General features: G+C 75.7%; 29 protein-coding genes. 14 read left to right on the forward strand and 15 right to left on the reverse strand.

What is annotated here, in order from left to right; translation table 11 throughout:
- Window positions 1-310, forward strand: a 310-nt coding sequence (locus LV78_RS34435) for a transposase (protein WP_253847534.1), incomplete at its 5' end; no start/stop codon positions are given.
- Between the two features lie 9 nt (window positions 311-319).
- Here LV78_RS34435 and LV78_RS34440 read toward each other — a convergent pair.
- The gene (locus tag LV78_RS34440; RefSeq protein WP_253850178.1) at window positions 320-1,120 is read right to left on the reverse strand and encodes a helix-turn-helix domain-containing protein; all 801 of its coding nucleotides are present in this window, start codon (window positions 1,118-1,120) and stop codon (window positions 320-322) included.
- Between the two features lie 143 nt (window positions 1,121-1,263).
- Here LV78_RS34440 and LV78_RS34445 point away from each other — a divergent pair, with 143 nt between their 5' ends.
- Both LV78_RS34445 and LV78_RS34450 read left to right on the forward strand, forming a co-directional pair.
- On the forward strand, window positions 1,264-1,785 hold the full coding sequence (locus LV78_RS34445; RefSeq protein WP_253850180.1) for a nuclear transport factor 2 family protein: 522 nt from the start codon (window positions 1,264-1,266) through the stop codon (window positions 1,783-1,785).
- A gap of 77 nt (window positions 1,786-1,862) precedes the next feature.
- Complete coding sequence (locus tag LV78_RS34450) at window positions 1,863-2,984, forward strand: oxidoreductase (RefSeq protein ID WP_253850182.1); 1,122 nt, start codon at window positions 1,863-1,865, stop codon at window positions 2,982-2,984.
- On the opposite strand, the gene LV78_RS34455 is transcribed toward LV78_RS34450, so the two are convergent.
- Window positions 2,956-3,606 carry a DUF998 domain-containing protein gene (locus LV78_RS34455; protein ID WP_253850184.1) on the reverse strand — a complete coding sequence of 217 codons (651 nt, stop codon included), beginning with the start codon at window positions 3,604-3,606 and terminating at the stop codon, window positions 2,956-2,958. The genes LV78_RS34450 and LV78_RS34455 overlap by 29 nt on opposite strands.
- A 32-nt stretch (window positions 3,607-3,638) precedes the next feature.
- On the opposite strand from LV78_RS34455, the gene LV78_RS34460 reads away from it, so the two are divergent.
- On the forward strand, window positions 3,639-4,415 hold the full coding sequence (locus tag LV78_RS34460; RefSeq protein WP_253850186.1) for an alpha/beta fold hydrolase: 777 nt from the start codon (window positions 3,639-3,641) through the stop codon (window positions 4,413-4,415).
- A 180-nt stretch (window positions 4,416-4,595) separates the two neighbouring features.
- Window positions 4,596-4,859 carry a hypothetical protein gene (locus LV78_RS34465; protein WP_253850189.1) on the forward strand — a complete coding sequence of 88 codons (264 nt, stop codon included), beginning with the start codon at window positions 4,596-4,598 and terminating at the stop codon, window positions 4,857-4,859.
- Here the strand turns inward: LV78_RS34465 and LV78_RS34470 are convergent.
- Both LV78_RS34470 and LV78_RS34475 read right to left on the reverse strand, forming a co-directional pair.
- Window positions 4,754-5,434: a hypothetical protein gene (locus LV78_RS34470; RefSeq protein ID WP_253850190.1), complete on the reverse strand. Its 681-nt coding sequence runs from the start codon at window positions 5,432-5,434 to the stop codon at window positions 4,754-4,756. The two genes, LV78_RS34465 and LV78_RS34470, sit on opposite strands and share 106 nt — an antisense overlap.
- 219 nt (window positions 5,435-5,653) lie before the next feature.
- Complete coding sequence (locus tag LV78_RS34475; protein ID WP_253850193.1) at window positions 5,654-6,451, reverse strand: alpha/beta fold hydrolase; 798 nt, start codon at window positions 6,449-6,451, stop codon at window positions 5,654-5,656.
- Between the two features lie 153 nt (window positions 6,452-6,604).
- On the opposite strand from LV78_RS34475, the gene LV78_RS34480 reads away from it, so the two are divergent.
- From LV78_RS34480 to LV78_RS34490, 3 genes are read left to right on the forward strand one after another with little or no spacing between them, the layout of a single operon-like run.
- Window positions 6,605-7,834, forward strand: coding sequence for an NRAMP family divalent metal transporter (locus tag LV78_RS34480; protein ID WP_253850195.1), 1,230 nt, complete (start codon window positions 6,605-6,607; stop codon window positions 7,832-7,834).
- A complete protein-coding gene (locus LV78_RS34485) occupies window positions 7,831-8,193 on the forward strand; it encodes a hypothetical protein (protein ID WP_253850197.1) in 363 nt (120 codons plus the stop codon). Before LV78_RS34480 ends, LV78_RS34485 begins: the two co-directional genes overlap by 4 nt.
- Complete coding sequence (locus LV78_RS34490) at window positions 8,180-8,437, forward strand: PRC-barrel domain-containing protein (protein WP_253850198.1); 258 nt, start codon at window positions 8,180-8,182, stop codon at window positions 8,435-8,437. The genes LV78_RS34485 and LV78_RS34490 overlap by 14 nt, the downstream gene beginning before the upstream one ends.
- A gap of 34 nt (window positions 8,438-8,471) precedes the next feature.
- Here LV78_RS34490 and LV78_RS34495 read toward each other — a convergent pair whose 3' ends face one another.
- On the reverse strand, window positions 8,472-8,858 hold the full coding sequence (locus LV78_RS34495) for a hypothetical protein (RefSeq protein WP_253850199.1): 387 nt from the start codon (window positions 8,856-8,858) through the stop codon (window positions 8,472-8,474).
- Between the two features lie 201 nt (window positions 8,859-9,059).
- On the opposite strand from LV78_RS34495, the gene LV78_RS34500 reads away from it, so the two are divergent.
- Window positions 9,060-10,004, forward strand: a complete 945-nt coding sequence (locus tag LV78_RS34500) for an SDR family NAD(P)-dependent oxidoreductase (RefSeq protein WP_253850201.1) — start codon at window positions 9,060-9,062, stop codon at window positions 10,002-10,004.
- 62 nt (window positions 10,005-10,066) lie between these two features.
- Here the strand turns inward: LV78_RS34500 and LV78_RS34505 are convergent, their stop codons facing one another.
- The 5 genes from LV78_RS34505 to LV78_RS34525 form a co-directional block, all read right to left on the reverse strand.
- Window positions 10,067-10,330, reverse strand: a complete 264-nt coding sequence (locus LV78_RS34505; RefSeq protein ID WP_253850203.1) for a GlsB/YeaQ/YmgE family stress response membrane protein — start codon at window positions 10,328-10,330, stop codon at window positions 10,067-10,069.
- A gap of 121 nt (window positions 10,331-10,451) precedes the next feature.
- Window positions 10,452-11,768, reverse strand: a complete 1,317-nt coding sequence (locus tag LV78_RS34510; protein ID WP_253850205.1) for a carboxylesterase/lipase family protein — start codon at window positions 11,766-11,768, stop codon at window positions 10,452-10,454.
- 34 nt (window positions 11,769-11,802) lie between these two features.
- Window positions 11,803-12,720, reverse strand: a complete 918-nt coding sequence (locus tag LV78_RS34515; RefSeq protein ID WP_253850206.1) for an MBL fold metallo-hydrolase — start codon at window positions 12,718-12,720, stop codon at window positions 11,803-11,805.
- 154 nt (window positions 12,721-12,874) lie between these two features.
- Window positions 12,875-13,528 carry a hypothetical protein gene (locus tag LV78_RS34520; protein ID WP_253850208.1) on the reverse strand — a complete coding sequence of 218 codons (654 nt, stop codon included), beginning with the start codon at window positions 13,526-13,528 and terminating at the stop codon, window positions 12,875-12,877.
- Window positions 13,529-13,859: 331 nt separating this feature from the next.
- On the reverse strand, window positions 13,860-15,287 hold the full coding sequence (locus LV78_RS34525; protein WP_253850209.1) for an alpha/beta hydrolase: 1,428 nt from the start codon (window positions 15,285-15,287) through the stop codon (window positions 13,860-13,862).
- A gap of 129 nt (window positions 15,288-15,416) precedes the next feature.
- Between LV78_RS34525 and LV78_RS34530 the strand changes: the two genes are divergently transcribed.
- The 3 genes from LV78_RS34530 to LV78_RS34540 are packed head-to-tail and all read left to right on the forward strand — an operon-like array spanning window position 15,417 to window position 17,870.
- Window positions 15,417-16,523, forward strand: a complete 1,107-nt coding sequence (locus LV78_RS34530) for a sensor histidine kinase (protein WP_253850212.1) — start codon at window positions 15,417-15,419, stop codon at window positions 16,521-16,523.
- Window positions 16,520-17,167: a response regulator gene (locus tag LV78_RS34535; RefSeq protein WP_253850215.1), complete on the forward strand. Its 648-nt coding sequence runs from the start codon at window positions 16,520-16,522 to the stop codon at window positions 17,165-17,167. Before LV78_RS34530 ends, LV78_RS34535 begins: the two co-directional genes overlap by 4 nt.
- A 55-nt stretch (window positions 17,168-17,222) precedes the next feature.
- Window positions 17,223-17,870: a GNAT family N-acetyltransferase gene (locus LV78_RS34540; protein WP_253850217.1), complete on the forward strand. Its 648-nt coding sequence runs from the start codon at window positions 17,223-17,225 to the stop codon at window positions 17,868-17,870.
- A gap of 200 nt (window positions 17,871-18,070) precedes the next feature.
- Here LV78_RS34540 and LV78_RS34545 read toward each other — a convergent pair whose 3' ends face one another.
- Genes LV78_RS34545 through LV78_RS34555 form a run of 3 tightly spaced genes read right to left on the reverse strand, consistent with a single transcriptional unit; the run spans window position 18,071 to window position 20,196 of the window.
- Complete coding sequence (locus LV78_RS34545) at window positions 18,071-19,063, reverse strand: NAD(P)-dependent alcohol dehydrogenase (protein ID WP_253850219.1); 993 nt, start codon at window positions 19,061-19,063, stop codon at window positions 18,071-18,073.
- A 1-nt stretch (window position 19,064) separates the two neighbouring features.
- Window positions 19,065-19,649: a TetR/AcrR family transcriptional regulator gene (locus LV78_RS34550; RefSeq protein ID WP_253850220.1), complete on the reverse strand. Its 585-nt coding sequence runs from the start codon at window positions 19,647-19,649 to the stop codon at window positions 19,065-19,067.
- A 40-nt stretch (window positions 19,650-19,689) separates the two neighbouring features.
- Window positions 19,690-20,196 carry a GNAT family N-acetyltransferase gene (locus LV78_RS34555; RefSeq protein WP_253850221.1) on the reverse strand — a complete coding sequence of 169 codons (507 nt, stop codon included), beginning with the start codon at window positions 20,194-20,196 and terminating at the stop codon, window positions 19,690-19,692.
- A gap of 111 nt (window positions 20,197-20,307) precedes the next feature.
- Here LV78_RS34555 and LV78_RS34560 point away from each other — a divergent pair, with 111 nt between their 5' ends.
- On the forward strand, window positions 20,308-20,526 hold the full coding sequence (locus LV78_RS34560; protein WP_253850223.1) for a hypothetical protein: 219 nt from the start codon (window positions 20,308-20,310) through the stop codon (window positions 20,524-20,526).
- 265 nt (window positions 20,527-20,791) lie between these two features.
- Here LV78_RS34560 and LV78_RS41885 read toward each other — a convergent pair whose 3' ends face one another.
- Entirely contained in the window at window positions 20,792-21,715 is a 924-nt protein-coding gene (locus LV78_RS41885) for an AraC family transcriptional regulator (protein WP_253850225.1), read from the reverse strand.
- Window positions 21,716-21,801: 86 nt separating this feature from the next.
- Between LV78_RS41885 and LV78_RS34570 the strand changes: the two genes are divergently transcribed.
- Complete coding sequence (locus LV78_RS34570; protein WP_253850227.1) at window positions 21,802-22,785, forward strand: NADP-dependent oxidoreductase; 984 nt, start codon at window positions 21,802-21,804, stop codon at window positions 22,783-22,785.
- Between the two features lie 17 nt (window positions 22,786-22,802).
- Here the strand turns inward: LV78_RS34570 and LV78_RS34575 are convergent, their stop codons facing one another.
- Entirely contained in the window at window positions 22,803-23,813 is a 1,011-nt protein-coding gene (locus tag LV78_RS34575; RefSeq protein ID WP_253850229.1) for an aldo/keto reductase, read from the reverse strand.
- Window positions 23,814-23,867: the final 54 nt, after the last annotated feature.

Here is a 23,867-nt window from a genome sequence, read left to right on the forward strand (position 1 = left end):
GGCGACCAGACCGAGGCGGGTGATCGCGGACAAGGGCTACTCCAGCCGCGCCATCCGCTCCTACCTGCGCAGACGCCGCATCCCGGCCACCATCCCGGAACGCCGCGACCAGAGGGCCAACCGGCTGCGCCGAGGCCGGGCCGGCGGACGCCCGCCGACCTTCGACCGCGCCGCCTACAAGCGTCGCAACGTGGTGGAACGCTGCTTCAACCGGCTCAAGCAGTTCCGCGCCATCGCCACCCGCTTCGACAAGACCGCCGTGTCCTATCGAGGCATGCTCGACCTGGCCACGCTGCTCATCTGGCTTTGAGGACAGGCCCTAGGGCGCGTCGTCCCTGGGCGCGTAGAACATGACCCAGTGGTCGCGCTCGGGGTCGTGCAGCAGCTCCAGGTCGAAGTGCCGCCAGCCCAGCGCGGGGTGGCGCATCCGCTTCACCGCCGACCGCCAGTCGCCCACCTCCGCCCGCGCCCAGTGCGCCCGGAAGTCCGCGCTGGTCGCGGTCAGCTCGGCGTGCAGCGCTTCCAGGTAGGCGTCACCGGGGTAGCGGCTCAGCGCCGCGCGCAGCTCCCCGGCGGCCACGCGGGCGAGCAGCTCGACGCCCTCCCCGTCGAGCAGCTCGGCGCGGCCTTCGGCGGTGAACGCCCGGTGGGCGAGGTTGCGCGCGAACGGCCCGGTGGCGGACACCGGGCGCAGCAGCTCGGCGGCGGCCCCGTTGTGGAAGAGCAGGTCCAGGCGGCCGTCGTGCACCGTGACGGGAACCGCCTCGCCCAGCGCGCGCACCACCCGCAGCAGGCCGGGGCGGACGGTGTCGCGCGGCGAGTCGGGGGCGGGGGCCGGTTCGCCCGCGAGCCGGAACAGGTGGTCCCGCGCCGGAGCGGTGAGCCGGAGGGCCCGCGCCAGCGCGGTGAGGACCTCGCGGGAGGGGCGGGTGGCGCGGCCCTGTTCGAGACGGGTGCAGTACTCGACCGAGATGCCCGCGAGGTCCGCCAGCTCCTGCCTGCGCAGACCGGGCACCCGGCGGCGCGAGGTCCGAGGCCGGCCGCTCTGCTCGGGCGCGGGCAGCGCCGCACGCCTGCCGCGCAGGTACTCGCCGAACGCGATCCGGTCCGCTGTCGCCACGATCCCATTGTGCCGTCGCGCTTCCCGCCTGACTGGCCCTGCCGGTACCACCCTCGGTTCGGCCTCCCCCGCGCGCGGCGCGCGCCGCAGGATCGGGGGGCGCCCACGACCGTCGGCGCGCCACGACCCCCACCGGAGGCGCAGTGCACACCCCCGACCCCCTCGCGCTCGCCCGGCGCTTCGTCCGCGCCGTGGAGGCCAAGGACCTCCGCGCCGTGTCGGACGTGCTCGCGCCGGACGTGCGGCAGCTCTTCCTCCAGTCCCGCAAGGCGGGCAACCCGGAGGGGGTGGCGGAGCTGATCTCCAGGCGGGGCGGGGGTTTCTGCGTCGCCCACCTCAAGGGGCGGGGCGAGGTGCTGGCCTACACCGAGGGGATCTTCGCCAAGTTCGACCCGCTGGTCTGGCGCGACCACCGGTGGGGCGCCGCCGGGGACGCGGCCTGGTTCGCCGCCACGGGGGACATGGTCGTCGCGCGGACGGGCGAGCCGTACCGCAACGACTACGTGATCCGCTTCGACGTCGAGGACGGCCTGATCACGCGGATGTCCGAGCACGGCGACGCGCTGCGCTACGCGGGCCTCGGGGTCCGGCCGAACGCGGTCGAGCTCCGGGCCCTCCTGCGCGCGCTGGGCCACGCGGTCACCCCGTTCCGGTCCCGGCGCTAGCCGCACTTGAAACTGTACATCTGTACCTGGTACTTATGTATCAGGTGCAGATGTGCAGTTCCAGGTTGGGAGACCCCGTGACCGACGTCCTGCTGACCCCCTTCGACCTGCGCGGCCTGCCGCTGCCCACCCGCGTGGTCATGGCCCCGATGACGCGGGCGCGTGCGGTGCGCGAGGTGCCCGACGACCTCACCGCCCGCTACTACGCGCAGCGCGCGGGCGCTGGCCTGATCGTGACCGAGGGCGCCCCGGTCTCCCGCGAGGGCGTCGGGTACCTGTTCACGCCCGGCCTGCACACCGACGAGCAGGTCACCGGCTGGCGGCACGTCACCGACGCCGTCCGCGACCGGGGAGGCCGGGTGTTCGCCCAGCTGTGGCACGTCGGCCCGGCCTCGCACGTCTCGCTCCAGCCCGGTGGCCGCGCGCCGGTCAGCTCCACCGACCGGGCCCGCGCCGACACCGCGTTCGCCCGCCTGCCCGACGGGACCCCCGGCCGCGTGCCCGCCTCCGCGCCCCGCGCGCTGCGCGCCGACGAGGTCGCGCGCGTGGCCGCCGACTTCGCCGCCGCCGCGACCAACGCGGACGCGGCGGGCTTCCACGGGGTGGAGCTGCACGCGGCGACCCAGTACCTGTTCGAGCAGTTCCTCAACTCGCGGGTCAACGACCGCCCCGACCGCTACGGCGGCCGAACCCTCGCCGACCGGCTCCGGTTCACCCTGGAGGTGGTGGACGCCGTGGTCGAGCGCCTCGGCGCGCACCGCGTGGGCGTGCGCGTCTCCCCGTTCAGCACGGTCGGGAACATGCCCGAGGACGACAAGGCCGAGGAGACCTACCGCGCCCTCGCCGCCGAGCTCGCCGCCCGCGACCTGGCCTACCTGCACGTCCACGACACCTCGGGCTTCGGCGGCGACGGCGATCGCGTGCGCGCCCTGCTGCCCGCCCTGCGCCCGGAGGGCGGTCGCACCGCGCTCGTCCTGGCGGGCGGCCTGACCCCCACCGGCGCGGCCGACCTGATCGGCGCGGGCCTGATCGACCTGGCCGCGTTCGGCCGCCCGTACATCGCGAACCCGGACCTGGTGCAGCGCCTGCGCGCCGGGCTGCCGCTGGCCGAGGCCGACCCGGCGACGTTCTTCGGCGGTGACGCCACCGGGTACGTGGACTACCCGGCGGTCACGGGGGCGGCCCGTCACCCGGCCTGACCGCCCCCCGCGACAACACCCGCGCGCCGAGCAGCAGCCCGGCCGAGACGGTCAGCAGCTGGACGCGCTGGACCAGCCCGGCGCCGGGCTGGTTGGCCAGCACCGCCGACAGCACGCCGGTCCCGGCGAGGAGGATCAGCACCACCCTGGCGCTGGGCAGCCGGGTGCCCCGCTCCAGGACCGCCGCGGCGGCGAGCGCGCCGACGAACGTCAGCACGCTGGTCACCTGGTGCAGGTGGTGGCTGAGCGACACCGCGCCCGAGGCCTCCCGGTCGCGGCACAGCCGGTCGGTGCTGGGCGCGCAGTCGAGCGGCAGCGCGGTGTCCGCGAGGGTCGCGACGGCGAAGACGAGCACGGCGGCGACCGCCCACCGCCCGCGCAGGTGGCGCGCGGCGAGCAGCAGGCAGCAGGCGGCGAGCGCGTCGGTGGCGCGGAACAGCCACCGGTGCGGCTGGTCGTCCGCGAGCAGCTCGCTCACGTAGCCGTCCACGACGGACAGCCCGGTCGGCAGCACCAGTTCGAGCAGCCAGCACGCGTACAGCACCGCCGCCGCGACCAGCCACCCGCCCGGCCGGTCGAGCGCGGGCCACCGGCTCCGGCTCGACGCCCTGTCCTCGATCACGCTCGCGACACCCCTCCGCCATGCTGTGCACCGTGGTCAACGTCGTGGGCTCGGACCTGCACCTCGTCGCGGACGGACCGGCCGACGCGCCGCCGGTCGTGCTCCTGTCCGGTCTCGCGGGCGCGATCGCCGACTGGGACCCGGTGACCCGGCTGCTCGCGACCTCCGCGCGGGTGGTGCGGTTCGACCGGCCGGGGACCGGGGCGAGCACGCCGTCGCCCGAGCCCCCGTCGGCCCGGCGGGAGGTGGCCGTGCTCGACGCGGTCCTCGACGCGGTCGGCGCCCCGGCCGTGCTCGTCGGGCACTCGATGGCGGGCCTGCACGCGGAGGCGTTCGCGCGGCTGCGCCCGTGGCGCGTGCGCGGCGCGGTGCTCGTGGACCCCAGCCTCGCGCCACCGGGGATCGGCCGCCCCGCCGACGTCGGGGCCGCGCTCGCGAAGGCCCTGCTCCGCCTCGGCGTCGCGGGGCCTGCGGCGCGGGCCGCCAGTCCGCTGCTCCACCTGGCCGGGCGCCCGCCCGCCCGAGTCGCCGTGGTGCAGGAGCTCGCCGGGTACCCCGAGCTGGTCGCCGAGGTGGACGCGCTGCGCGGCGCGCACCCGCTGCCGGACGTGCCGTGGTGGGTGCTCACGGCGGGAGGGACGCTGGGACGGCCGAGGTCGGCGTCGGGCGTCCTCGCGGCTCACGCCTCGATGGCGTCGCTCTCTCCCGGCGGCGTGCACCGCGTCGTGCCCGAGGCGGGGCACCTGGTGCAGCTGGACGATCCCCGCGCGGTGGCCGGTCCGGTGCTGCGCTGCCTCCACAGCACCTGAGCCTACGGCTGCGCGGGCGGTGCGCGGGGACGGGGACCGAACCACCGCGGCCACCCGGCAGGGTGGTCCCGCGCGCGGTGCGTGGTCGCTCGTCCGGGTGGGACCGGGGGCGCGAGGCATTCCCGGCCGGCCGGGGGCAACCCCACGGTCACGACGAAGACGACCACGGAGGTGGATGTCGTGCGCAAAGAGCTCCTGAGCGGCCTTGTCCTCACCGCGGCGCTCGCGGTGGCGCCCCTGGCCCTCGCCGGAACGGCCTCGGCGCAGGAGGAGGGGTGCCGGTACTACTACACGTCGTTCTTCCCCGGACCCAACGGCGAGACCAAGGGCTACGGGGACTACACCGAGGGCGACACGGACCCCGAGGGGCGGGTCTGCCGGGACGGCTGGTGGTCGACCCCGGAGGGCGAGCAGAACCCCTGGGACCCCGGTGTCGCGGGCTGACGGACGCACGACGGCGGGTGACGTCCACAGCGGACGCCATCCGCCGTCGTGGTGGTCAGGAAGCGCTCAGCGGCAGGGAGGCCCTTGGCGAGCCCTCGTCGACCAGGAAGAACGAGTAGTGCAGGTCGGCCGTGACCGCGCCCGAGAACGGCGCCGTCACCGTGGCGCTGATCCTGATCCGCGAGGGTGACCGGGCCGTCCACCGCCACGACCTCGTCGCCGACCACCGCGAAGCCCAGGACCGGGCCGCCGCCGTGGCGGTCGAAGTCGGAGTCCCTGGTCGGGTCGTCGCCGACACCGCCGGGCGAGTGCGCGAGCGCCACCTGGTTGATCGCGGCGTCCTGGCTGTAGAACCCGTGGTAGCCCGCCGGGATGTCGTCCACCACGTAGGTCCCGTCGGCCTCCTGCGTCCAGCGCGCGTAGTGGCCCTCGACGCCCACGCGGGCGATCGGGTCGACCAGGCCTGCCTCGTCGTCCTGCCGGACGCCGTCCGCGTTCGCGCCGTCCCACACCCGACCGGTGACCCGGCCTCCCCGCATCCCGAAGTCGACCCCGGTGACGCCCGCCGCGGTCACCTCGATCCACCGCGCCGTCCCCGTCGCGGTCGAACCAGACCAGCCCCGACACGCTCCCGCGCGCCTCGTCGGCCGAAGCGACCCCCGTCCCGGCGACCGCCCCCCGGCGCGCCCGTCGGGGCGTTGATCACCCCGAACACCGGGTAAGGCGCGCGGCGGGACCGGTGGTTGACCGCGCGCCCACCGGTTCACCGGAACGGACCACCCCGCCCGTGCCGGTCACCCGGCCCGCGTCAGCTCCGCCCGCACCCGCTCCAACCAGTCCACCACCAGCGCCGTCGCCGGACCGGGCCGTTCGAACAGCGCGTTGTGCCCGGCCGCGTCCAGGACCGCGAAGCTCGCGCGCGGGTAGTGCTCCAGCGTCGCCCAGGCGTCCGCGTAGCCGACGACGTCGTCCTGCCTTCCGGTCAGGAACAGCGCGGGCGCGGTGAACGGCTCGGGGGACGTGCGCTCCGGTGGTTCGCCGAGACCGTAGTCGGCGGCGATGCGGGTGACGGCCGCCCGGTCGGCGGCGAGCAGGCCCGGCCGGGTGTGGTCGAGGAACGCCTGGGCGCTGCGGTGGCCCTGCACGACGGCCTGGCCCGCGTAGTCCGTCGCCGCCTCGCCCAGGGCGGCCAGCACGGCGGGGTCCTCGTGCAGGACGGTGCGCGGAGGCACGCGGCGCCGGGCGTGCTCGGAGACCACGACGCCGACGAGCGTCGCCAACCCGAGCACCCGCTCGCGGGCGTCGTGCGCCAGGTGCCGGGCGAGCAGCCCGCCGAACGAACTCCCGAGCACCGCGAACGGCTCCCCGCCGAGCAGGTCGTCCAGTCCGCCCGCGACCACGCGCAGCACGTCGCGGGCGCTCGCGACCCCGTCACCTGGGGACCGCCCCATGCCGGGCAGGTCGACGTAGATCCGCCGCCACCCGCCCGCCCCCGCGATCACCGGGTCGAGCGGCAGGAGGTCGCGGTGGTCGACCTCGAACCCGTGGAGCAGGACGAGCGGGGTGCCGCTGCCGCGGTCGACGATGTGCACGCCAGCGGCGAACGCCCTGCGTGGCGGCGGTATTCCCGTTGGCGCGCCCCGGTCGGGACGGGCGCCCCTGAACCGCCGGGCGGGCGGTTTCACCCTCCCCTCCGGGGGTAGTGCTACCCGGCGATCGGCACTCGACGGGCAGGGGAAGGGCGCGTGAAGAGGGTCCTCGCCGTCACGCTCGGCATCCTCACCGCCATCGGCGGGTTCGTCGACATCGGCGACCTGGTGGCCAACGCCCAGACCGGGGCCCGGTTCGGCATGGGGCTGGGCTGGGTCGTGGTGGTGGGCGTGGTCGGGATCTGCGTCTACGCCGAGATGTGCGGCCGGGTCGCCGCGGTCAGCCGCAGACCGGTGTTCGACCTGGTGCGCGAGCGCCTCGGCCCGCGCGTCGCGCTGGCCAACCTGGTCGGCTCCTACCTGGTCACGCTGCTCACGCTCACCGCCGAGATCGGCGGGGTCGCGCTCGCCGTCGAGATGGTCACCAGCGTGCACCACCTGCTGTGGGTCCCGGTGGCCTCGTTCGTCGTCTGGGTGGTGCTGTGGCGGGTCCGGTTCGAGACCATGGAACGGGTCTTCGGCCTGGCCGGGCTCGCGCTCGTGGTGTTCGTCGTGGCCTTGGTGCGGCTCGACCCGTCGTGGCGCGACCTCGGCGCCCAGGCGGTGGAGTTCGGGCCCACCGGGGCCGAGGGCTGGGCCACCTACGCGTTCTTCGGCGTCACCCTCTTCGCCGCCGCCATGACCCCGTACGAGGTGTTCTTCTTCTCCTCCGGCGGCGTCGAGGAGCGCTGGACGGACCGCGACCTGGTCACCGAGCGCGCCAACGTCTTCATCGGGTTCCCGCTCGGCGGACTGCTGTCGCTGGCGATCATGGCCTGCGCCGCGACCGTCTTCCTGCCGCAGGGGCTCCAGGTGGACGAGCTGGCGCAGGTCGCCCAGCCCGTCGAGCCGGCCCTGGGCAAGATCGGGCTCGCGGTGGTGATCCTCGGGTTCTTCGCCGCCACCTTCGGCGCCGCGCTGGAGACCGGGCTGTCCTCCGGCTACACCGTCGCCCAGTACTTCGGCTGGCGGTGGGGCAAGCGCGTGCCGCCCCGCCAGGCCGCCCGGTTCCACACCGTGGTGCTGGTGAGCGTCCTGATCGGCGCCGCGGTGCTGCTCACCGCCGTCGACCCGGTGGCGGTCACCGAGTACTCGCTGGTGTTCAGCGCGGTCGCCCTGCCGCTGACCTACCTGCCGATCCTGGTGGTGGCCAACGATCGCGACTACCTGGGCGAGCACGTCAACGGCCGGGTCGCCAACGCGTTCGGCGTCACCTACCTCGTGATCATCCTCGTCGTCGCGGTGGCGGCGATCCCCCTGATGCTGCTGACCGGGATGGGCTCATGACCACGATCCGGGTGGACTTCCACCTCCTCGACCGCCAGATCGTCGACCTGCGCGGCGTGCCCGTGGGCAAGGTGGACGACGTGGAGCTGGCCCGCGACGAGGACGGGACGCTCGTGGTCGTGGCGCTGCTGTCCGGCGGGCGGGCGCTGGCCGACCGGTTCGGCGGCGTGCTCGGCCGGTGGCTGCGCCGGGCCGCCCGGCGTCCCGCGCTGCGCGTCGGCTACGAGCACGTGGCCCGCGTGGGCAGCGCCGTCGAGCTGTCGCTGCCGGTCGAGCTGCTGGACCCGCCGCCGCTGGAGGAGTGGTTGCGGGAGAACGTGATCGGCTGGATTCCGGGAGCGCGCCGTGCTGGCGAGTGAGCTGATCGGGCGCACCGCCCTCGACGCGAGCGGTCGCCCGATCGGGAAGGTCGCCGACCTGATCACCCGCGTCGACGAGCGGGGCCGACCGCGCGTGGTGGCGGCGCTGATCACGCCCGGACACCGGGGCCGCCTGCTCGGGTACGAGCGGCCCGGCATCCGGCTGCCGAGGGTGCTGGAGTTCCTGGCGCTCGCGCTGCACCGGGGCGCCCGCGAGGTGCCGTGGGAGGAGCTGCGCTTCTAGACCCGAGCAGGCCGCGCCCCGGTGCGGCCGGTCGCTAGCAGGCCCCCGCGCGCGGTCGCAGCGCGGTGACGACCACCTGGAAGTAGAAGATGTTGCCGCCGGGGGACGTGCACACGCTGGCGTTCGTCGACGTCCCGTCCGGCCAGGTGAAGGTGTAGTCCACGTCGACGTTCCCGGACGTGTAGTTGTAGTACGTCGACGTCAGCGCCCTCCCGGTCCACGCGCCCGCGCTCACCAGCGACGGCGGTTCGACGGGGGCGGGTTCGGGGTGGGCCCAGTGGGGCCAGGCGCAGAACGAGCCGCGCGGGCAGTTCCCCGGCGGCCACGCCTCGTTCGGGTCACCGGGGTCCGCGACGGCGGACGGGGCGGTGAGCAGCAGGCCGACGGCGGACGCGGCGAGGGTGAAAGCCTTTAATCGCATGGGGTTCCTCCGGTGAAGAGGGGACCTGTCCGTTCCGGAAATTACTGCCGGGAGGTTGAACGGTCAAGCACTCGCGGTGGCGGTGAGCGGCCCGGCGGGACCACTTCGGTTGACAGTGTCATCCCACTGGGGGAGTGTGGACGTCGACGGGCGCCGGTCGCGCCCGTCCGCCGCCGCCACCGAACAGGAGACGCCGTCCCCATGGCACCACCTCGCCAGCCCGTCCCCGACCTCGCGGGTCGCACCGTCGTCGTCACCGGGACGACCTCCGGTCTCGGCCTCGCCCTCTCCGGCGCGTTCGCGCGCGCGGGCGCCCGCGTCCTGATGACCGTCCGCGACCCCGAGCGCGGCGCGACCGCCCTCGCCCAGGTGCGCGACCGGCTCACCGGCGCCGGTTCCGCCGAGACCGTCCGGCTCGACCTGGCCGACCTCGCCTCCGTGCGCGCCGCCGCCGACGACGTCCGGGAGCGCGCGGGCGACCGGGTCGACGTGCTCGTCAACAACGCCGCCGTCTCGCTCGGGCCCCGCCAGCTCACCCGTGACGGGTTCGAGCTCCAGATCGGCACCAACCACCTCGGGCCCGCCGCGCTCACCTGGCTGCTGATGCCCGCCCTGCGCGCGGCCGGGACCCCGGAGCGGCCCGCCAGGGTGGTGACCACGTCGAGCCTCGGGCACCGCACCGGCGGGCTCGACCCGACCGACCTGCACTGGGAGCGGCGGAGCTACTCGCCCACGCGCGCGTACGGCGCGTCCAAGCTCGCGAACCTGCTGTTCGCCGCCGAGCTGGACCGGCGGTCGCGCCGCGTCGGCGACCCCGTCCTGTCGGTCGCCGCCCACCCCGGCCTGACCACCTCGCAGCTGCTCGCCAACGCCCTCGCGCGCGGCGGCACCTGGAAGACCCGGCTGTACGCGCTGCCCGAGCGCTATCTCTCCCAGCCGGTCACCGACGGCATCCTGCCCCAGCTGCTCGCCGCCACCGGACCGGTCGACGGCGGGGACTACCTCGGGCCCACCCGGCTGTTCGGCACCAGGGGACCGGCCGGGCCCGCGAAGCGCTCGGCCGCCGCCCGCGACCCCCGGCTCGCCGCCGAGCTGTGGCTGGCCACCGCCGCGGCCACCGGGATCACGCCCGACCCCGGTGCGTAGTCGCCCAACGCACAAGGCCCCCGCACCGTCAGGTGCAGGGGCCTCGAAGTGGTCGCGCGCCGTTACCGGACGCTGGAGCGGCGGTTGCCCGACAGGCCCTCGGCGACGCCGATCAGCAGCACGGAGGCGATCACGGCGACGATGAAGCCGAGCACGTTCAGCTCGAAGATGTCACCGGTGCCGAGCACGTTCGCGATCGTGCCGCCGATGACCGAGCCCACGAGCCCGAGCAGCAGCGTCGCGATCACGCTGAGGTTCTGCTTGCCGGGCTTGATCAGCCGGGCGAGCGCGCCGATGATCAGGCCGGCGACGATGAACCCGATCATGTCACCCTCCAGGTAGTCGATGGTCTAACGCTATCGGGATTCCCGAGTGGACCGCCACCCAATCGTCGTGCGACGCAGTTCACCTGAGCGGGCGACGGTCACCGACCGTGCCCGGAACGGCTCAGCCGAACACCTCCACCACCGGGTGCTCGGCGGAGTAGGCGGGCCAACCCGGTGACCCGCCGCCCGCGAACGCCACCCAGGCCCCGTGCACGCGCGCGGCGAGCCCTGGGGGCGCGGGGGTCGGCCCGAGCAACCCGGTCGCACCGTGCAACCACGGCGAGTCGGCGAGGTCGAACACGAACGGCAGCTCCACCGCGTGCGCCGCGCCGAGCCGCCCGCCCAGCGCCGTCGAGCGGTGCGCGAAGGAGTAGACGTGCGTGCGCCCGCCCGAGATCCGCGCGTGCGCCCGCGCCAAGCGGTCCGTCCCGGCGCCGAACAGGACGGCGCCGAGCGCCTCCGCGCCCTCCTCCGGCTTCCCCTGCGGCACCACGTACAGCCGCCCCTCCTCGGTGTTCGTCCCGATCAGCAGGTCCACGTCGCGGGCCGGGCCGTCCGCGAGGGCGTCGGCGGGCTGCGCGTCGAGCACCAGGCTGAACGGGCTCAACCCGGCCAGCGGGTCGGCGGCGGAGCGAGTGCGCAGGTCGAGCCCGGCCAGCGCGGGCAGCACCGCCAGGAACCGCTCGTCCGGGACCGCGCCGAACGCCTCGGCGGTCGGTTCCACCCCCAGCGCGGCGGACGCGGCGGCGGTGACCCGCCCCGCCTGCTCCGGGGTGAACGCCCCGGTCCCGCTGCCGCTCTGCACGATCGCCCGCCGGAACAGCCCGGTGGCCGCCGGTGTCGCCAGCAGCGCGCCCACCAGCGTCGCGCCCGCCGACTGGCCGAACACCGTCACGGCGCCGGGGTCCCCGCCGAACGCCGCGATGGTCGAGCGCACCCAGCCCAGCGCGGCGAGCACGTCCAGCAGCCCCCGGTTGCGCGGCGCGCCCGCCAGGTCCAGGAAACCGGGGACGCCCAGCCGGTAGTTCACCGTCACCAGCACGACGCCGTCGCGGGCGAACGCGCCGCCGTCGTAGAGCGCGGCGCGCGTCGACCCGGTGACGAACCCGCCGCCGTGCACGAACACCAGCACCGGCCGCGCGCCACCGTCGGCGGCGGGGGTGCGCACGTCGACGGTCAGGTACTCCTCGCCGCGCACCCAGCCCGGCCCGAAGTAGGGCGCCATGTCGAGCGAGCCGAAGTCGCGCACCGGTTGCGGCGCGGTGGGGGACGGGCGCGTGCCGTCGCGCACCCCGGACCAGCCGGGGTGCGGCGCGGGCGCGCCGAACCGGCCCGCCCCGACCGGCGCCGCCGCGTAGGGGATCGCGCGGTACAGCTCGCCGGAGCCGTCGCGGACGCCGCGCACGGCGCCCGCCGGGGTGTGCGCGACCGGGTTCACGTGGGAGCTCTCCGCTCCAGGAGTTGGTGGCACGTCAGGAGATCCGCTCGAACGGCGCCCACCGCTTGACCGCGAACCGGGACCCGTCGCGCTCGACCTCCAGCGCGCCGCGCCCGCCGAAGTGCGCCGGGAACACCAGCGCGCCGGACTCGGCGGCCAGGCCGAGCAGCCTGCGCCGGGTCACCCGCGACCCGACCGGGTCCTCGCAGAAGCAGGAGTTGGCGCCCGGCTCCACGACCTGCAGCGGGGTGTGCACCAGGTCCCCGACGAACAGCGCCCGCTCGCCGCCGGACTCCAGGACGAGCGCGGACGAGCCGGGCGTGTGGCCGGGGGCCAGCTCCAGCCGCAGGTTCGCGTCGATCCGGTGCGACCCGTCCCACAACCGCACCAGCCCGGCCTCGCGCACCGGCCGCACGCTGTCCTCGAACACGTTCTGGTTGCCGCGCCCCAGCACCGACCGGTGCCCGTTCGCCGGGGCCCAGAACTCGAAGTCCTGCCACGTCACCAGGTACTCGGCGTTCGGGAACGTCGGCACCCACTCGCGCCCGTCGAGCCGGGTGTTCCAGCCGACGTGGTCCACGTGCAGGTGCGTGTTGACCACGACGTCCACGTCCTCCGGCCGCACCCCGGCGGCGGCGAGGTTCGCGAGGTAGCCGCTCCGCCTGCGGCTCCACACCGGCGAGTAGGGCCGGTCCTTGTCGTCGCCGACTCCGGTGTCGACCAGGATCGTGCGGCCCTCGCTGCGCAGCAGCCAGGTCTGGACCGCCGAGCGGCACTGGTTCGCGGCCGGGTCCCAGAAGTCGGGCGCCAGCCAGTCGCGGTTCCCCTCCCACGACCCGGCGGGGCTCTCCGGGAAGAACTCCTCCGGGGTGAGCCCCACCGGGCCGTGGAACGCGGGGACGCGGGTGACGGTGACGTCGCCCAGGGTGATCTGATCGGGGTTCTGCTCCACGTGCTCCGTCCTAGGGTCGGCCTGCTTGACAGAGCCGAGCCTGGACGTGCGGGCGCGGGCCAACCAGCCCCGCGCTTTCCTACCCACGGCGTGGGGTGGCTGGGACACGAGGTGGCTGGGGCGTGGTGTGGCTGGGTTGTGGGGTGGCTGGGGCTCAGAGCCGCAGGCCGGTCGTGCCCCCGCCCGCGAGCGCCCCGTCGTGGTCGTGGCCGGAGCGCGGCGCCACCACGGCGAGGTCGGCGGGCGCGTGCGGCAGGGTGGTCAGCTCCACGCAGGTCAGCAGGGCGCGCGGGTCCTGCGCGTCGAGGTCGATCCCGCTCATCCGCAGCGCCAGCTCCAGCGCGCCGCCGGTGGCGAACCCCTCCAGGTCGATCCCGCCCGTGACCAGCGCGCGGGAGAGCAGCCGCTCCGGGTCCTCCTCGCTCAGCCCGCCGAGCGCGGACGCCTCGGCCAGCACCCGCCCGCCCCCGGCGTGCAGCACCCGCGCCTGCGCGAGCGTGCCGCCGACCGCGAGCATCCGCCCGCCCCCCGAGGTCACCGCGCGCGCCACCTGGGGGCGCAGCCCCTCGCGCGTCCAGGTCTCCCACACCAGCAGGCACCGGTTCCAGCGCGGCCCACCGGCCACCGCCCGCTGCACCCCGAGCCGGGCCCGTCCGGCGGGAGCGCCCCGCCCTGCCCAGTCCCACCACCGCCCGCGCGCCAGCTGCGGCCCGGTGACGGGGGCCGAGCCCCACCCGGCCAGCAACCGCTCCGGCGGCACGCCGTGCACCAGAGAGACCATCACGTGGTCGACCAAGCCCAACGACACCGGATCCTCCCTCCAGCCCCGACCACGACCGGGAATCGCTCCGGGGCACGCCGAAGGGGAGCAGACCACACTGCTCCGAGCGCCCGCCATCCCCCTGTCCGGTGGATTGGCGCGGGCGGCCGGTCGCGGCAACCCGGTCGCGGCCGGTGACGGTCCGGCGCGGAGGGCGGCCGACCGCTTCCGAGGTCGGGGGAAGTCGTTGTGCGGCAAGGCTTCTCAAGCGCTCCGCTCCTCTTGGGAACGTCGTCGTTCCGGGGCGCGGCGGTGACGTCCGGGGCTCCGGGGGGACGAGGTGCGCGTGGTGCCCGGCGCGAAGATCACCGGATCGCGGTCAACCCGCCGGGCAGTGCGCGTCCCGTTGCGGCAGAACGCGTTCGGTGAGGTAGCGGTGCACCGCGTCGACCGCGCAGGGCGTCCTGGTCGCCACCCCGTGCCCGAGGCCCTCGTGGGTGACCAGCACCGAACCGGGCAGCTGGTCCGCCACGTTCCGCGCGCCCTCGTGCGGCGTCGACGGGTCGTGGCGCGCGTTCAGCAGCAGGACCGGCGGCGCGTCCCCGGCTTCCAGGGGGCGCTGCGGGTTCGTCGCGGGGACCGGCGGGTTCACGCACAGGTCGGCCAGGTCGTACGCGGACTGCCGCACGTCCGGCGCGACGGCGCGGGACGCGGCGCGCAGCGCCTCCGCGCGGGCGAAGGTCGACGCGTCGTTGCGGTTGTCGGCGCACTGGAGGTAGATCGGCAGCGGGACCGGGGACGGCGCGGCGGTCGGGGCGACCGGGGCTGCCTGCTGGGCGGGGGCGTCGAACCAGGCGATCCGGGCGGCGACCTCCGGCAGGTCCGGCCGGGTCAGCGGGGACACCAGCAGGTAGGTCAGCCCGGCCGGGTCGAGCGGGCGGGCCGGGTCGTCCGGGTCGGGCAGCCCGCCCCGCTCGGCGCGGTCGAACAGGTCCGCGACCCGCGCTCGGACGTCCTGCCCGTGCAGCGCGCACTCCCGCGCGCGGTCGCACCACTCCAGGAACACCTCGAACGCGCCCTGCGCGGCCCGCGCGCCCGCGAGCGCGAACCGGTCCGAGTCCACCGTGTGGTCGAAGACGCCGTCCAGCACCACGGTCCGGATGCGGCCGGGGAACAGCTCGGCGTACCGCTGGCCCACCACCGTCCCGTAGGACAGCGCGTACAGGTTCACCGACTCCTCGCCCAGCGCGGCCCGCAGCGCGTCGACGTCCCCGGCCACCTGCGTGCTGTCCAGGTGGTCGAACACCGGGCCGGTGCGCTCGCGGCAGTCGGCGCCGAGCGCGGCCTGCGCGGCGAGCAGGTCGTCGAACTCCCGCTGGTCCGAGGGCGTCGGCCGGTCCAGCGCGGCGACCAGCTCGGGGGAGCACAGCACGGGGTTGCTGCGCCGCACGCCGCGCGGGTCGAAGCCGACGACGTCGAAGCGCTCGGCCGTCCCGGCGGAGAACAGCAGCTCGAACAGCGCGTCGTCGGTGACCGCGTCCACCCCGGAGCTGCCGGGACCGGCGGGCAGGTAGACGAGCGTGCCGACCGGTTCGCCCCTGGCGGGGCGGCGGGCCACGGCCAGGTCGAACCGCTCCCCGCCGGGATCGGCCCAGTCGACCGGGACGGGGACGGTGGCGCACTCGACCGCCGGGTTCCCGGCGCAAGGTTCCCACCGCGGCGCGGGGTTCCCGCTCGCGGACGGGACGAGGACGAGCGACGCGGCGACCGAGGCCGCGACCGCCCAGTGCTGATGACGAGTGATCATGCGCTCCACCGTGGCCGCCCGCGCCGCCCGCCCGCCTCCGCCGAGCGGCCCGTCGTCCCCGCCTCGGGGTGGAGGCCCCTCCACCCGACGACGGAGGCGGTTCGCGGGCGCGCTCCCTAGGGTTGGCGCATGACGCCGCTCCTGCTGCGGGTGCTGCCGCTGCCGCTCACGGCCGCGTTCCTGGCGGTGCTGCACGGCCCAGCGCCCACCCGCCCGGCCGACTGGCTCCTCGGCCTGGCCGCCGCCGCGCTCACCGGGCTCGCCGGGTGGTTCCCGCTCACCGCCGCGCTGCTGAACCCGGTGCTGCTGCTCGCCGCCGAGCTCGTGGGCGCGGACGTGGCGTCCCCGGTGATGTTCATCCTCACCACGATCTCCCTGGCGGAGCTGTGGGTGCGCCGCGACGGGTGGCCGTGCTGGAGCGCGGCGGCGGCGTTCGCGGCGGCGCAGGTGGTGATCTACGCGCCGCACTACGACCCGCTGCTGTCGACCTCCTCGCTGGTGCTGACCACGTGCCCGCCGGTGCTGCTGGGGTGGCACGTGCGCTCGGTGCTGCGGACCGCGCGGGAGGCCGAGCGCGGCCGGGACGACGCGGTGCGGCACGCGCGGCTGGCCGAGCGCACGGCCATCGCGCGCGAGCTGCACGACCTGGTGGCGCACCACATGGCGTCGATCACCGTGCAGGTGGGGGCGGCGCGCCACGCGCTGGGCGGCGCGCACCCCGGCGTCGACCGGGCCCTGGACCAGGCGCACGGCACCGGCCGGGCCGCGCTGGCCGACCTGAAGCGGTTGATGGCGGTCCTGCGCGACCCCGCCACCGGTCAGGACGGGACCGGCGTGGTGGCGGGGGAGACCGGGCTGGCCACGGCGCTCCAGGCGGCCGTGGACCGCACGCGCGCCGCCGGGGCCGTGGTGGAGGCGGAGGTGGACGGGGCGGTCGCCGGGCTCGATTCGATCCGCCGGATCTCGGTGCTGCGAGTGGTGCAGGAGGGGTTGACGAACGTGGTCAAGCACGCCGGTCCGCGTCCCCGCGCGCGAGTGCGGGTCGCGGTGGGGGAGGGGGCGGTGCGGATCGTGGTGGCCGACGACGGGACCGCGCCCCGACCGCCGCACGATCCCGGCTTCGGCCTGGTGGGGATGCGGGAGCGGGTGGAGCTGCTGGGCGGGAGCATCAGCGCGGGCCGCCGTGACCGGGGTTGGGCGCTGGAGGTCACCATCCCGACCGGGGGCGCGCGGTGATCCGGGTGCTGCTGGTGGACGACCAGCACCTGGTGCGCGCGGGCCTGCGGATGCTCTGCGAGAGCAGCGCCGACCTGGAGGTGGTGGGCGAGGCGGCCGAGGGCGGCGAGGCGGTGCGCCTGGTGGAGCGGCTGGCGCCGGACGTGGTCCTGATGGACCTGCGGATGCCGGGCGTGGACGGCATCACCGCGACCGCCAGGATCCTCGCCTCCCGGCCTGCCACCCGCGTGCTGGTGCTGACCACGTTCGACGACGACGAGCACCTGTACCCGGCGCTGGACGCGGGCGCGCAGGGCTTCCTGGGCAAGGACGCGCCGCCGGAGGAGCTGCTGGACGCGATCAGGCGCACGGCGGCGGGCGAGTCGCCGTTCAGCGGGCCCGTCCTGCGGCGCCTGGTGGACGCGGCCCGCGCGGCCCACCGCGCCGAACCGGCGGCCCCGCCGCGCCAGGGCTTGCCGGGGTTGACGGACCGGGAGCGCGACGTGCTGGCCCTGGTCGGCGAGGGGCTGTCGAACGCGGAGGTGGCGGCGCGGCTGCACGTGGCGGTGAGCACGGTGAAGACGCACGTGGCCGCGCTGCTGGACAAGACCGGCGCGGCGAACCGGGTGCGGTTGGCGGTGCTGGCGATCCGCGACCCCCGCTGAGCCCCGTCCCCGAGCCCTGGTCACCCGAGAGCGCCACTGGCCTAGGCTGACCGCCGTGCCCGACGACCTGATCCGCCGCTGGGAGCGGGGCTGGAGCGCCTGCCGGGGCTGGACGCGGCAGCCCGAGGAGCGCGGCGCGCTGCGCGTCCTGCTGGGCCTGCCCGGCAGGCGCCGCGAGCTGATCGCGCTGCGCCTGTCCCCGGAACTGGCCGCCGAGGTGGCCGAGGCCGACGAGCCCACCTGGCTGACCGTCCCCACCGAGCACCCGGCCGAGGCCGCGCGCACCCTGGTGGAGGCGGGCCTGCACGTCCGCCCGACCCGCGAGCACCTGATGACCAGGCCGCTGCCCGACCACCCGGCCCCACTCCTGCCACCCGGCTACCACCCGGTGGTGACCGTCACCGCCGTCACCGCCGCTGCCGTGCTCAGGGTCGAACTGCGCCACGCGGACACCAGCGTGGCGGCGAGCGGCCAAGCCGCCCTGGTCGACGGGGACACCGTCTTCGACCGCGTCGAAACCGCCCCGCAGCACCGCCGCAAGGGCCTGGGCAGCGCGGTGATGGCCCTGCTGTCCGCCGAGGCCGTCCGCAGGGGCGCGACCAGGGGCGTCCTGATGGCGACCCCGGACGGCCACGCCCTCTACACCGCCCTGGGCTGGAGCACCGCCGCCGAGGTGGTGATCGCGGCCAACACGCCGGTCTGACCGCCTGCCCGGCGAGCGGGCCGGACGTCGGCGCGTTCGACACCGCCACCACCGCGTCCACGAGCAGGGTCGCGCAGCGCGTCCGCCTGCTCGCCGGGCAGGTCGGCGAGCGTGCGCGCTCAGCTGTCGCGCGGCAACGGGGTCAGCCGGTGCTCCACCGGCGCGGTGCGACCGCCGGGGGAGCACCGCCCCGCCTCCCGTCAGAACTCCAGCACCGCCCGGTACCGCGCCCCACCCCCGCGCACCAGCTCCAGCGCCCGCTCCACCTCGCCCACCGGGAACACCTCCACCGCCGCCCTGATCCCGTGCCGCGCCGCGAACTCCAGCATCAGCCGGTTCTCCGACGGCGTCGCCGGGATCCCGCCCACGATCCGCTTCGCCTGCGGCAGCAGGCTCATCGGCCGCACCGAGATCGTCCCGGCGGGCAAGCCCACCACGCACAGCGTCCCGCCGGGGCGCAGCGCGGCCAGGTAGTCGTCCCACGGCAGGTCGGCCGGGACCGTCGACAGCACGAAGTCGAACGCCCCCTCCACCAGCTCCTCAGGGGTCCGGAAGTCGGTCGCGCCGAACGCCCGAGCCTCGGCCTCCTTCGCCCGCGTCGTCGACACCGCCGTCACCGCGCACCCCCACGCGGCCAGGAACTGCAGCGCCAGGTGCCCGAGCCCGCCGACGCCGACCACCGCGACCCGGTCGGTCGGCCGGACCCCGTTGGCCAGCAGCGGCCCGAACACCGTGGTGCCCGCGCACAGCAGCGGCGCGGCCTCGGCCGAGGGCAGCTCGTCGGGCAGCGGGTGCACGTGCCGCCAGTCGGACGCCCGCAGGTGGTCGGCGAACGCCCCGCCGTCCCCGCGCAGCACCACGTCGTCGCGCGCCGCGCACAGGTTGTGCCGCCCGCTCAGGCACCGCGCGCAGTGCGAGCACGACCCGGCGATCGCGCCGACCCCCACCCGCGTCCCGACCGCGAGCCGCGCGTTCGCCCCCACGGCGACCACCACGCCCACGGCCTCGTGCCCGGCGACGACCGGGAACCGCGCCACGCCCCACTCGTCGTCGATCACGCCGACGTCGGTGTGGCAGATCCCGCAGTGCGTCACCCGCACGTCCACCTCGTCCGGCCCCGGCGGTCCCACCTCGCGCACCAGCGGGCGCAGCGGACCGCCCGCCTCGTGCGCGGCCAGCGCGACGACCCGCACGTCAGGCCCTCCCGTCGGAGTCGGAGCCGCGCAGCACGATCCGGACGGCCACCCGCAACCGCGCCAGCTGCACGTCCACCGGCGCGTCGAGCTGCTTGACCGCCGCCGACACCAGGTACAGGTGCTCGGCCAGCTCCACCGCCCCGACCCCGCCCGGCCGCCACGCCCCGGCCACCCCGGACTCCTCCAGCACGTCCACCAGCGCCGCGACCACGTCGTCGTGCAACCGCTCCAGCAGCGGCCCGCTCACCTCGGCGGCGGCCTGCAGCAGCTCGCTCACGCTCGCGCTGCTCGCCGTCGCCGCCTCGCCGTGCAACGCCTCCAGCGCCGAGACCACCCGCCGCTCCACCGGCACGCCCACCCGCGCCAGCTCCGCCAGCGCGGCCTCGCGCACCTGCCCGACCATGCGCTCCAGCACGGCCGCGAACAGCACGTCCTTGGCCCGGTAGTGCAGGTACAGCCCCTGCCTGGACAACCCGGCGGCCCTGGCGACCTCGTCCATCGCCGTCTTGCGGTAGCCGTAGCGCAGGAACAACCCGATCGCCGCGTCCAGGATCACGCGGTTCCGCTCGTCGGTGACCGTCATGGCCTCACTTTACAAACTGGGCCACAACTGTCAACCACGTCTACAACGACAACTGCCACAACGCCGTGTCGATCCACCGCCCGTGCTTGAACCCCACCGCCCGCAGCACCCCGGCCTCGCCGAACCCGAACCGCCGGTGCAGCGCGGCGGACGCCCCGTCCCCGCTGTCCGCGATCACCGCGATGAGCTGCCGCACCCCGGCCTCCCGAGCCGCCTCGACGACCGCCCCCAACAACGCCTTGCCCACCCCGTGCCCGGTGGCCCCCGGCGCGAGGTAGATCGTGTCCTCGGCGGTGTGCCGGTAGGCCCGCTTCCACCGCCACGGCGCCGCGTACGCGAACCCGGACACCACCCCGTCCACCTCGGCCACCAGGAACGGCAACCCGCGCCCGGTGATGTCCGCGCGCTTGCCCGCCCAGTCCTCCTCGCTCGGCGCCACCTCGTCGAACGTCGCCACGCCGTGCTCGACGTAGTGGGCGTAGACGGCGGCCACGACCGCCACGTCGGCGGCGGTCGAGGGCCGGATGGTCACTGCGGATGTCGTCACGTCACAGCCTCTTCGCACTTCTCCCGCGCTCCGTGACCGTCCACGGAGGACACGCGGTCGCCCTCCAGCATGGGCCCCGGTCGTGTCGGACCCGTTAACCAGGCTCCCGACGTGTCACTCCCAACACCCCTGCCGGAACCACATCTCGCCGAGGACGACGACGCGCTGATCGCGGCCCTGCGGACCCGCGCGTGGGACCCCGGACTGCGGTTCGACTCGGCGTACGACGAGGTCGTGACGGCCTACTTCGCCGACACCCCGCGCGGGCCGCTGCTCCCGCCCGTGACACCGAGGTCGGCGACGGCGGCTTCGGCCACGGCTCCGGACTGACCCCCTGACCGCCGGGCGGCGCGAGCCGGGGCACGCCTCGGACCGGACCTGCGCGGTGGACCTGCACCGCCGCGCCAGGGAGGACGGCGTGCCCCCGTCGTGGCTGCACCTGGCCTGGGGCGGCTGCACGATGGCGTGGTGCGTCTCGCTCCTGGCCGTCGACAACCCGGTGCTGTACTACGACGCCGACGGCTGGGAACCGACCTGGGGGCAGGGCCCGCACGACGGCCTCCGGCACGCCTCGCCGCTGGTCACCCCTCTGCGGTCACTCCTCTGCGGTCGCCCCACCCGCCCGGTACCGCCCCGGCGTCATCCCCCGCGACCGGGTGAAGGCCCGGCTGAACGCGGGCGCCGACCGGTACCCGACCCGTGCGGCGATCGACTCGACCGGGTCCCTGGTCCTGCGCAGGCGGGCCGCCGCCAGGTCCATCCGCCACTGGGCCAGGTAGGCGGCCGGGCTCTGGCCGATCGCCGCCGGGAAGCGGCGGGACAGGGTCGCGCGCGAGACCGCCAGCGCGGAGGCCAGCGACGCCGTCGTCCAGGGGTGGGCGGGGTCGGCGTGCAGGCGTTCCACCGCGCCGCGCACGAGCGGGTCGTCGAGCACGCCGAGCCAGGTGCCCACCTGGCTCGGCTGGGTCGGCAGCCAGGCGCGCATGAGCTGCACGAGCAGCACGTCGACCAGGCTGTTCAGCACCGCCCGCCCACCCGGCCGGGGGTGGGCCAGCTCCCGGCCCAGCATCCGGACGGTGTCGTCGAATCCCTCCTCTCCCCGGCCGCCGCGCACGTGCACGAGCTCGGGCAGCGCGCCGAGGACCTGGGTGCGGACGGTGTGGTCGCAGTCGTAGGCGATCGTCAGCACGCGCGTGTCGGCGTCCCGCGTCCCCAGCCGGATCACCTCGCCCGCCTCGGCCGCGCGGACCGCGCCCGCCGCGCCGCCCGTGGGAACCTCCGGCGAGCTGCTGAGCACGTGCGACGGCCCGGTCGGCAGCAGCGCCACGTCACCCGCCGCCAGCTCCAGCCACGACGGCGGAGCGCCCACCCCGAGCCAGGCGCGCCCCTCGACCACCACGTGCAGCAGCGCCGAGGAGCAGCGGGCCAGCGGAACCGACCAGCGCCCGCCCGCCTCGGTCCTGGCCCCGAGCGCGCCCCGCACGCCGGACACCTCCAGCACGTCCGCGACGAGATCCACCCGACCAGCCTAGATGAGGCAGACGGGCAAGAAACCGAGTCGTTCCGGCATCGACCGCCGCACCCGGTGCTCCATACGGTGGCCCCATGACAACCGGCACCACCATGCGGGCGCTCGTCGCCACCGGCTACGGGGACCCCGAGCGGCTCACCCTCGCCGAACTGCCCGTCCCCACCCCCGGACCCGGCCAGATCCTGGTGCGGATCGCCGCCGCCACCGTCAACCCCACCGACCTGCGCGTGATCACCGGCGGCTTCCGCGACCTGCTCGACCTCCGGTTCCCCTACACCCCCGGCAACGAGTTCGCCGGAACCGTCGTGGCGACCGGACCGGCGGTGACCCGCTACCGCGCGGGCGACGAGGTCTTCGGCCTGGCCCTGCCCCGCCAGCTGCGCGCGGTGGCCGACCCCGAGCGCCCGTCGCTGAGCACCGGCGCGCTCGCCGACCACGCGGTGTTCGAGGCGGACACCCCCGCCATCGGCCACCGCCCGTCCGCCCTGCCCCCGGACCTGGCCGCGTCCCTGCCGATCGCGGGCGGCACCACGCTCGCGCTCACCGCCGCCGCCAGGATCCAGCCCGACGAGTCCGTGCTGGTCGTCGGGGCCACCGGCCCGGTCGGCCTCACCCTCGTCCCGGTGCTGGCCGCCGCGGGCGCCGAGATCACCGCGACCGCCCGCACCGCCGAGGGCGCCGACCTGCTGCGCGGCCTCGGCGCCCGGCACGTGGTCGACCACGGCGCCTACCCCTCGGGCGTCGACGTCGTGCTCAACCTGGCGCTCCTCCCCGACGCCCTGCCCGCCGCAGCCCGCGCCCTGCGGCCGGGCGGCAGGCTGCTCTCGATCGTCTTCCCGCCGCCCAGGCCGGAGCAGCTCGGACGTGACGACGTCGACCTGGGCTTCGTGATGCACACCGGTGACGAGTCCACCGGGGCCGATGCCGTCGCCGAGGCCGCGCTGGCGGGAACGCTCGCCACCCCGATCGCCCGCCGGTACCCGCTCGACGACGCCGTCGCGGCGGTGGTCGACTACGCGCGGGGCCGTCCGCTGGGCAAGATCGTCGTCACGCCCTGAGCGCTAACCCCCTGGCGCTACACCTGGGCGAACCGCTTCGGCTCAACCCGGTCGTGCTCGACCCACAGCCCGTGCGGGTACTCCGGTCGCGGCGCGCTCACCTCGGTCAACCGGTCGAGGTGGTGCGCCGGGATCTCCAGCTCGGCCGCCGCGAGGTTCGACGTGAACTGCTCCACGTCCCTGGGCCCGATGATCGGGATCACGCCCCTGGTCATCGACCACCTGATCGCCACCTGGTCCGGGGTCGCGCCGAGGTCGAGGGCGACGCTCTCGACCGCGTCCAGGACCTTCGTCTTAGTCGCCTCGTCCTCCCGGTGGAGGAACCGGCTGAGCACGCTCTCCGCCCGCCCCGTCCCGCCCCGCCGGTACTTGCCGGTCAGCAGCCCGCCGCCGAGGGGCGAGAACCCGAGCACGCCCAGCCCCAGCGCCTCCGCCATCGGCAGCAGCTCCCGGTCGGCCGCGCGCTCGACCAGGCTGTACTCGACCTGGATCGCCGTGACCGGAGCCCACCCGCGCTGCGCCGCCAGCACGGTCCCGGCGGCCACGCGCCACGCGGGGAAGTTGCACAGCCCGGTGTACAGGACCTTGCCCGCGCGCGTCAGGTCGTCGAAGGCCCGCAGCACCTCCTCCACGGGCGTGCCCCCGTCGGCCACGTGCGCCCAGAAGACGTCCACCCGGTCGGTGCCCAGCCTGCGCAGGCTCTGCTCCAGGGACTGGACCATCGCCTTGCGGCTGTTGCCGGTCAGGTGCAGGCCGCTGTCCGGCGTGGTCCCCGCGCTGTACTTCGTCGCCAGGACCACGTCCTCGCGGTCCGAGGCGATGAGGTCCGCCAGGTGCTCCTCGGCGTCACCGGACTGGTAGTTGGAGGCGGTGTCGACGAAGTTCCCGCCCGCCTCCCGGTAGGCGTCGTACATCGCCCGCGCCTCGGACGCCTGCGCCCCGTGCCCCCAGCCGGTGCCGAAGTTGCCCGTTCCCAGCGACAACTCCGACACGCGCAGCCCGGAGCCGCCAAGAAATCGGTAACGCATGAGTGCTCCGCTCCTCGCGTGGATCCGGCGCGGGCAGGTTCCCCGCGCCCGGCG

Origin of the sequence: Actinosynnema pretiosum (assembly GCF_024171695.1) — a bacterium.
GTDB classification, from domain to species: Bacteria; Actinomycetota; Actinomycetes; order Mycobacteriales; family Pseudonocardiaceae; genus Actinosynnema; species Actinosynnema pretiosum.

What these genes read in the sequence shown, in the direction of transcription:
- LV78_RS34570 (WP_253850227.1), top strand. Translation starts at nt 21,802, where the DNA reads ATGACAACCGGCACCACCATGCGGGCGCTCGTCGCCACCGGCTACGGG.
- LV78_RS34485 (WP_253850197.1), top strand. Translation starts at nt 7,831, where the DNA reads ATGACCACGATCCGGGTGGACTTCCACCTCCTCGACCGCCAGATCGTC.
- LV78_RS34495 (WP_253850199.1), bottom strand. Translation starts at nt 8,858, where the DNA reads ATGCGATTAAAGGCTTTCACCCTCGCCGCGTCCGCCGTCGGCCTGCTG.
- LV78_RS34505 (WP_253850203.1), bottom strand. Translation starts at nt 10,330, where the DNA reads ATGATCGGGTTCATCGTCGCCGGCCTGATCATCGGCGCGCTCGCCCGG.
- LV78_RS34500 (WP_253850201.1), top strand. Translation starts at nt 9,060, where the DNA reads ATGGCACCACCTCGCCAGCCCGTCCCCGACCTCGCGGGTCGCACCGTC.
- LV78_RS34530 (WP_253850212.1), top strand. Translation starts at nt 15,417, where the DNA reads ATGACGCCGCTCCTGCTGCGGGTGCTGCCGCTGCCGCTCACGGCCGCG.
- LV78_RS34550 (WP_253850220.1), bottom strand. Translation starts at nt 19,649, where the DNA reads ATGACGGTCACCGACGAGCGGAACCGCGTGATCCTGGACGCGGCGATC.
- LV78_RS34575 (WP_253850229.1), bottom strand. Translation starts at nt 23,813, where the DNA reads ATGCGTTACCGATTTCTTGGCGGCTCCGGGCTGCGCGTGTCGGAGTTG.
- LV78_RS34525 (WP_253850209.1), bottom strand. Translation starts at nt 15,287, where the DNA reads ATGATCACTCGTCATCAGCACTGGGCGGTCGCGGCCTCGGTCGCCGCG.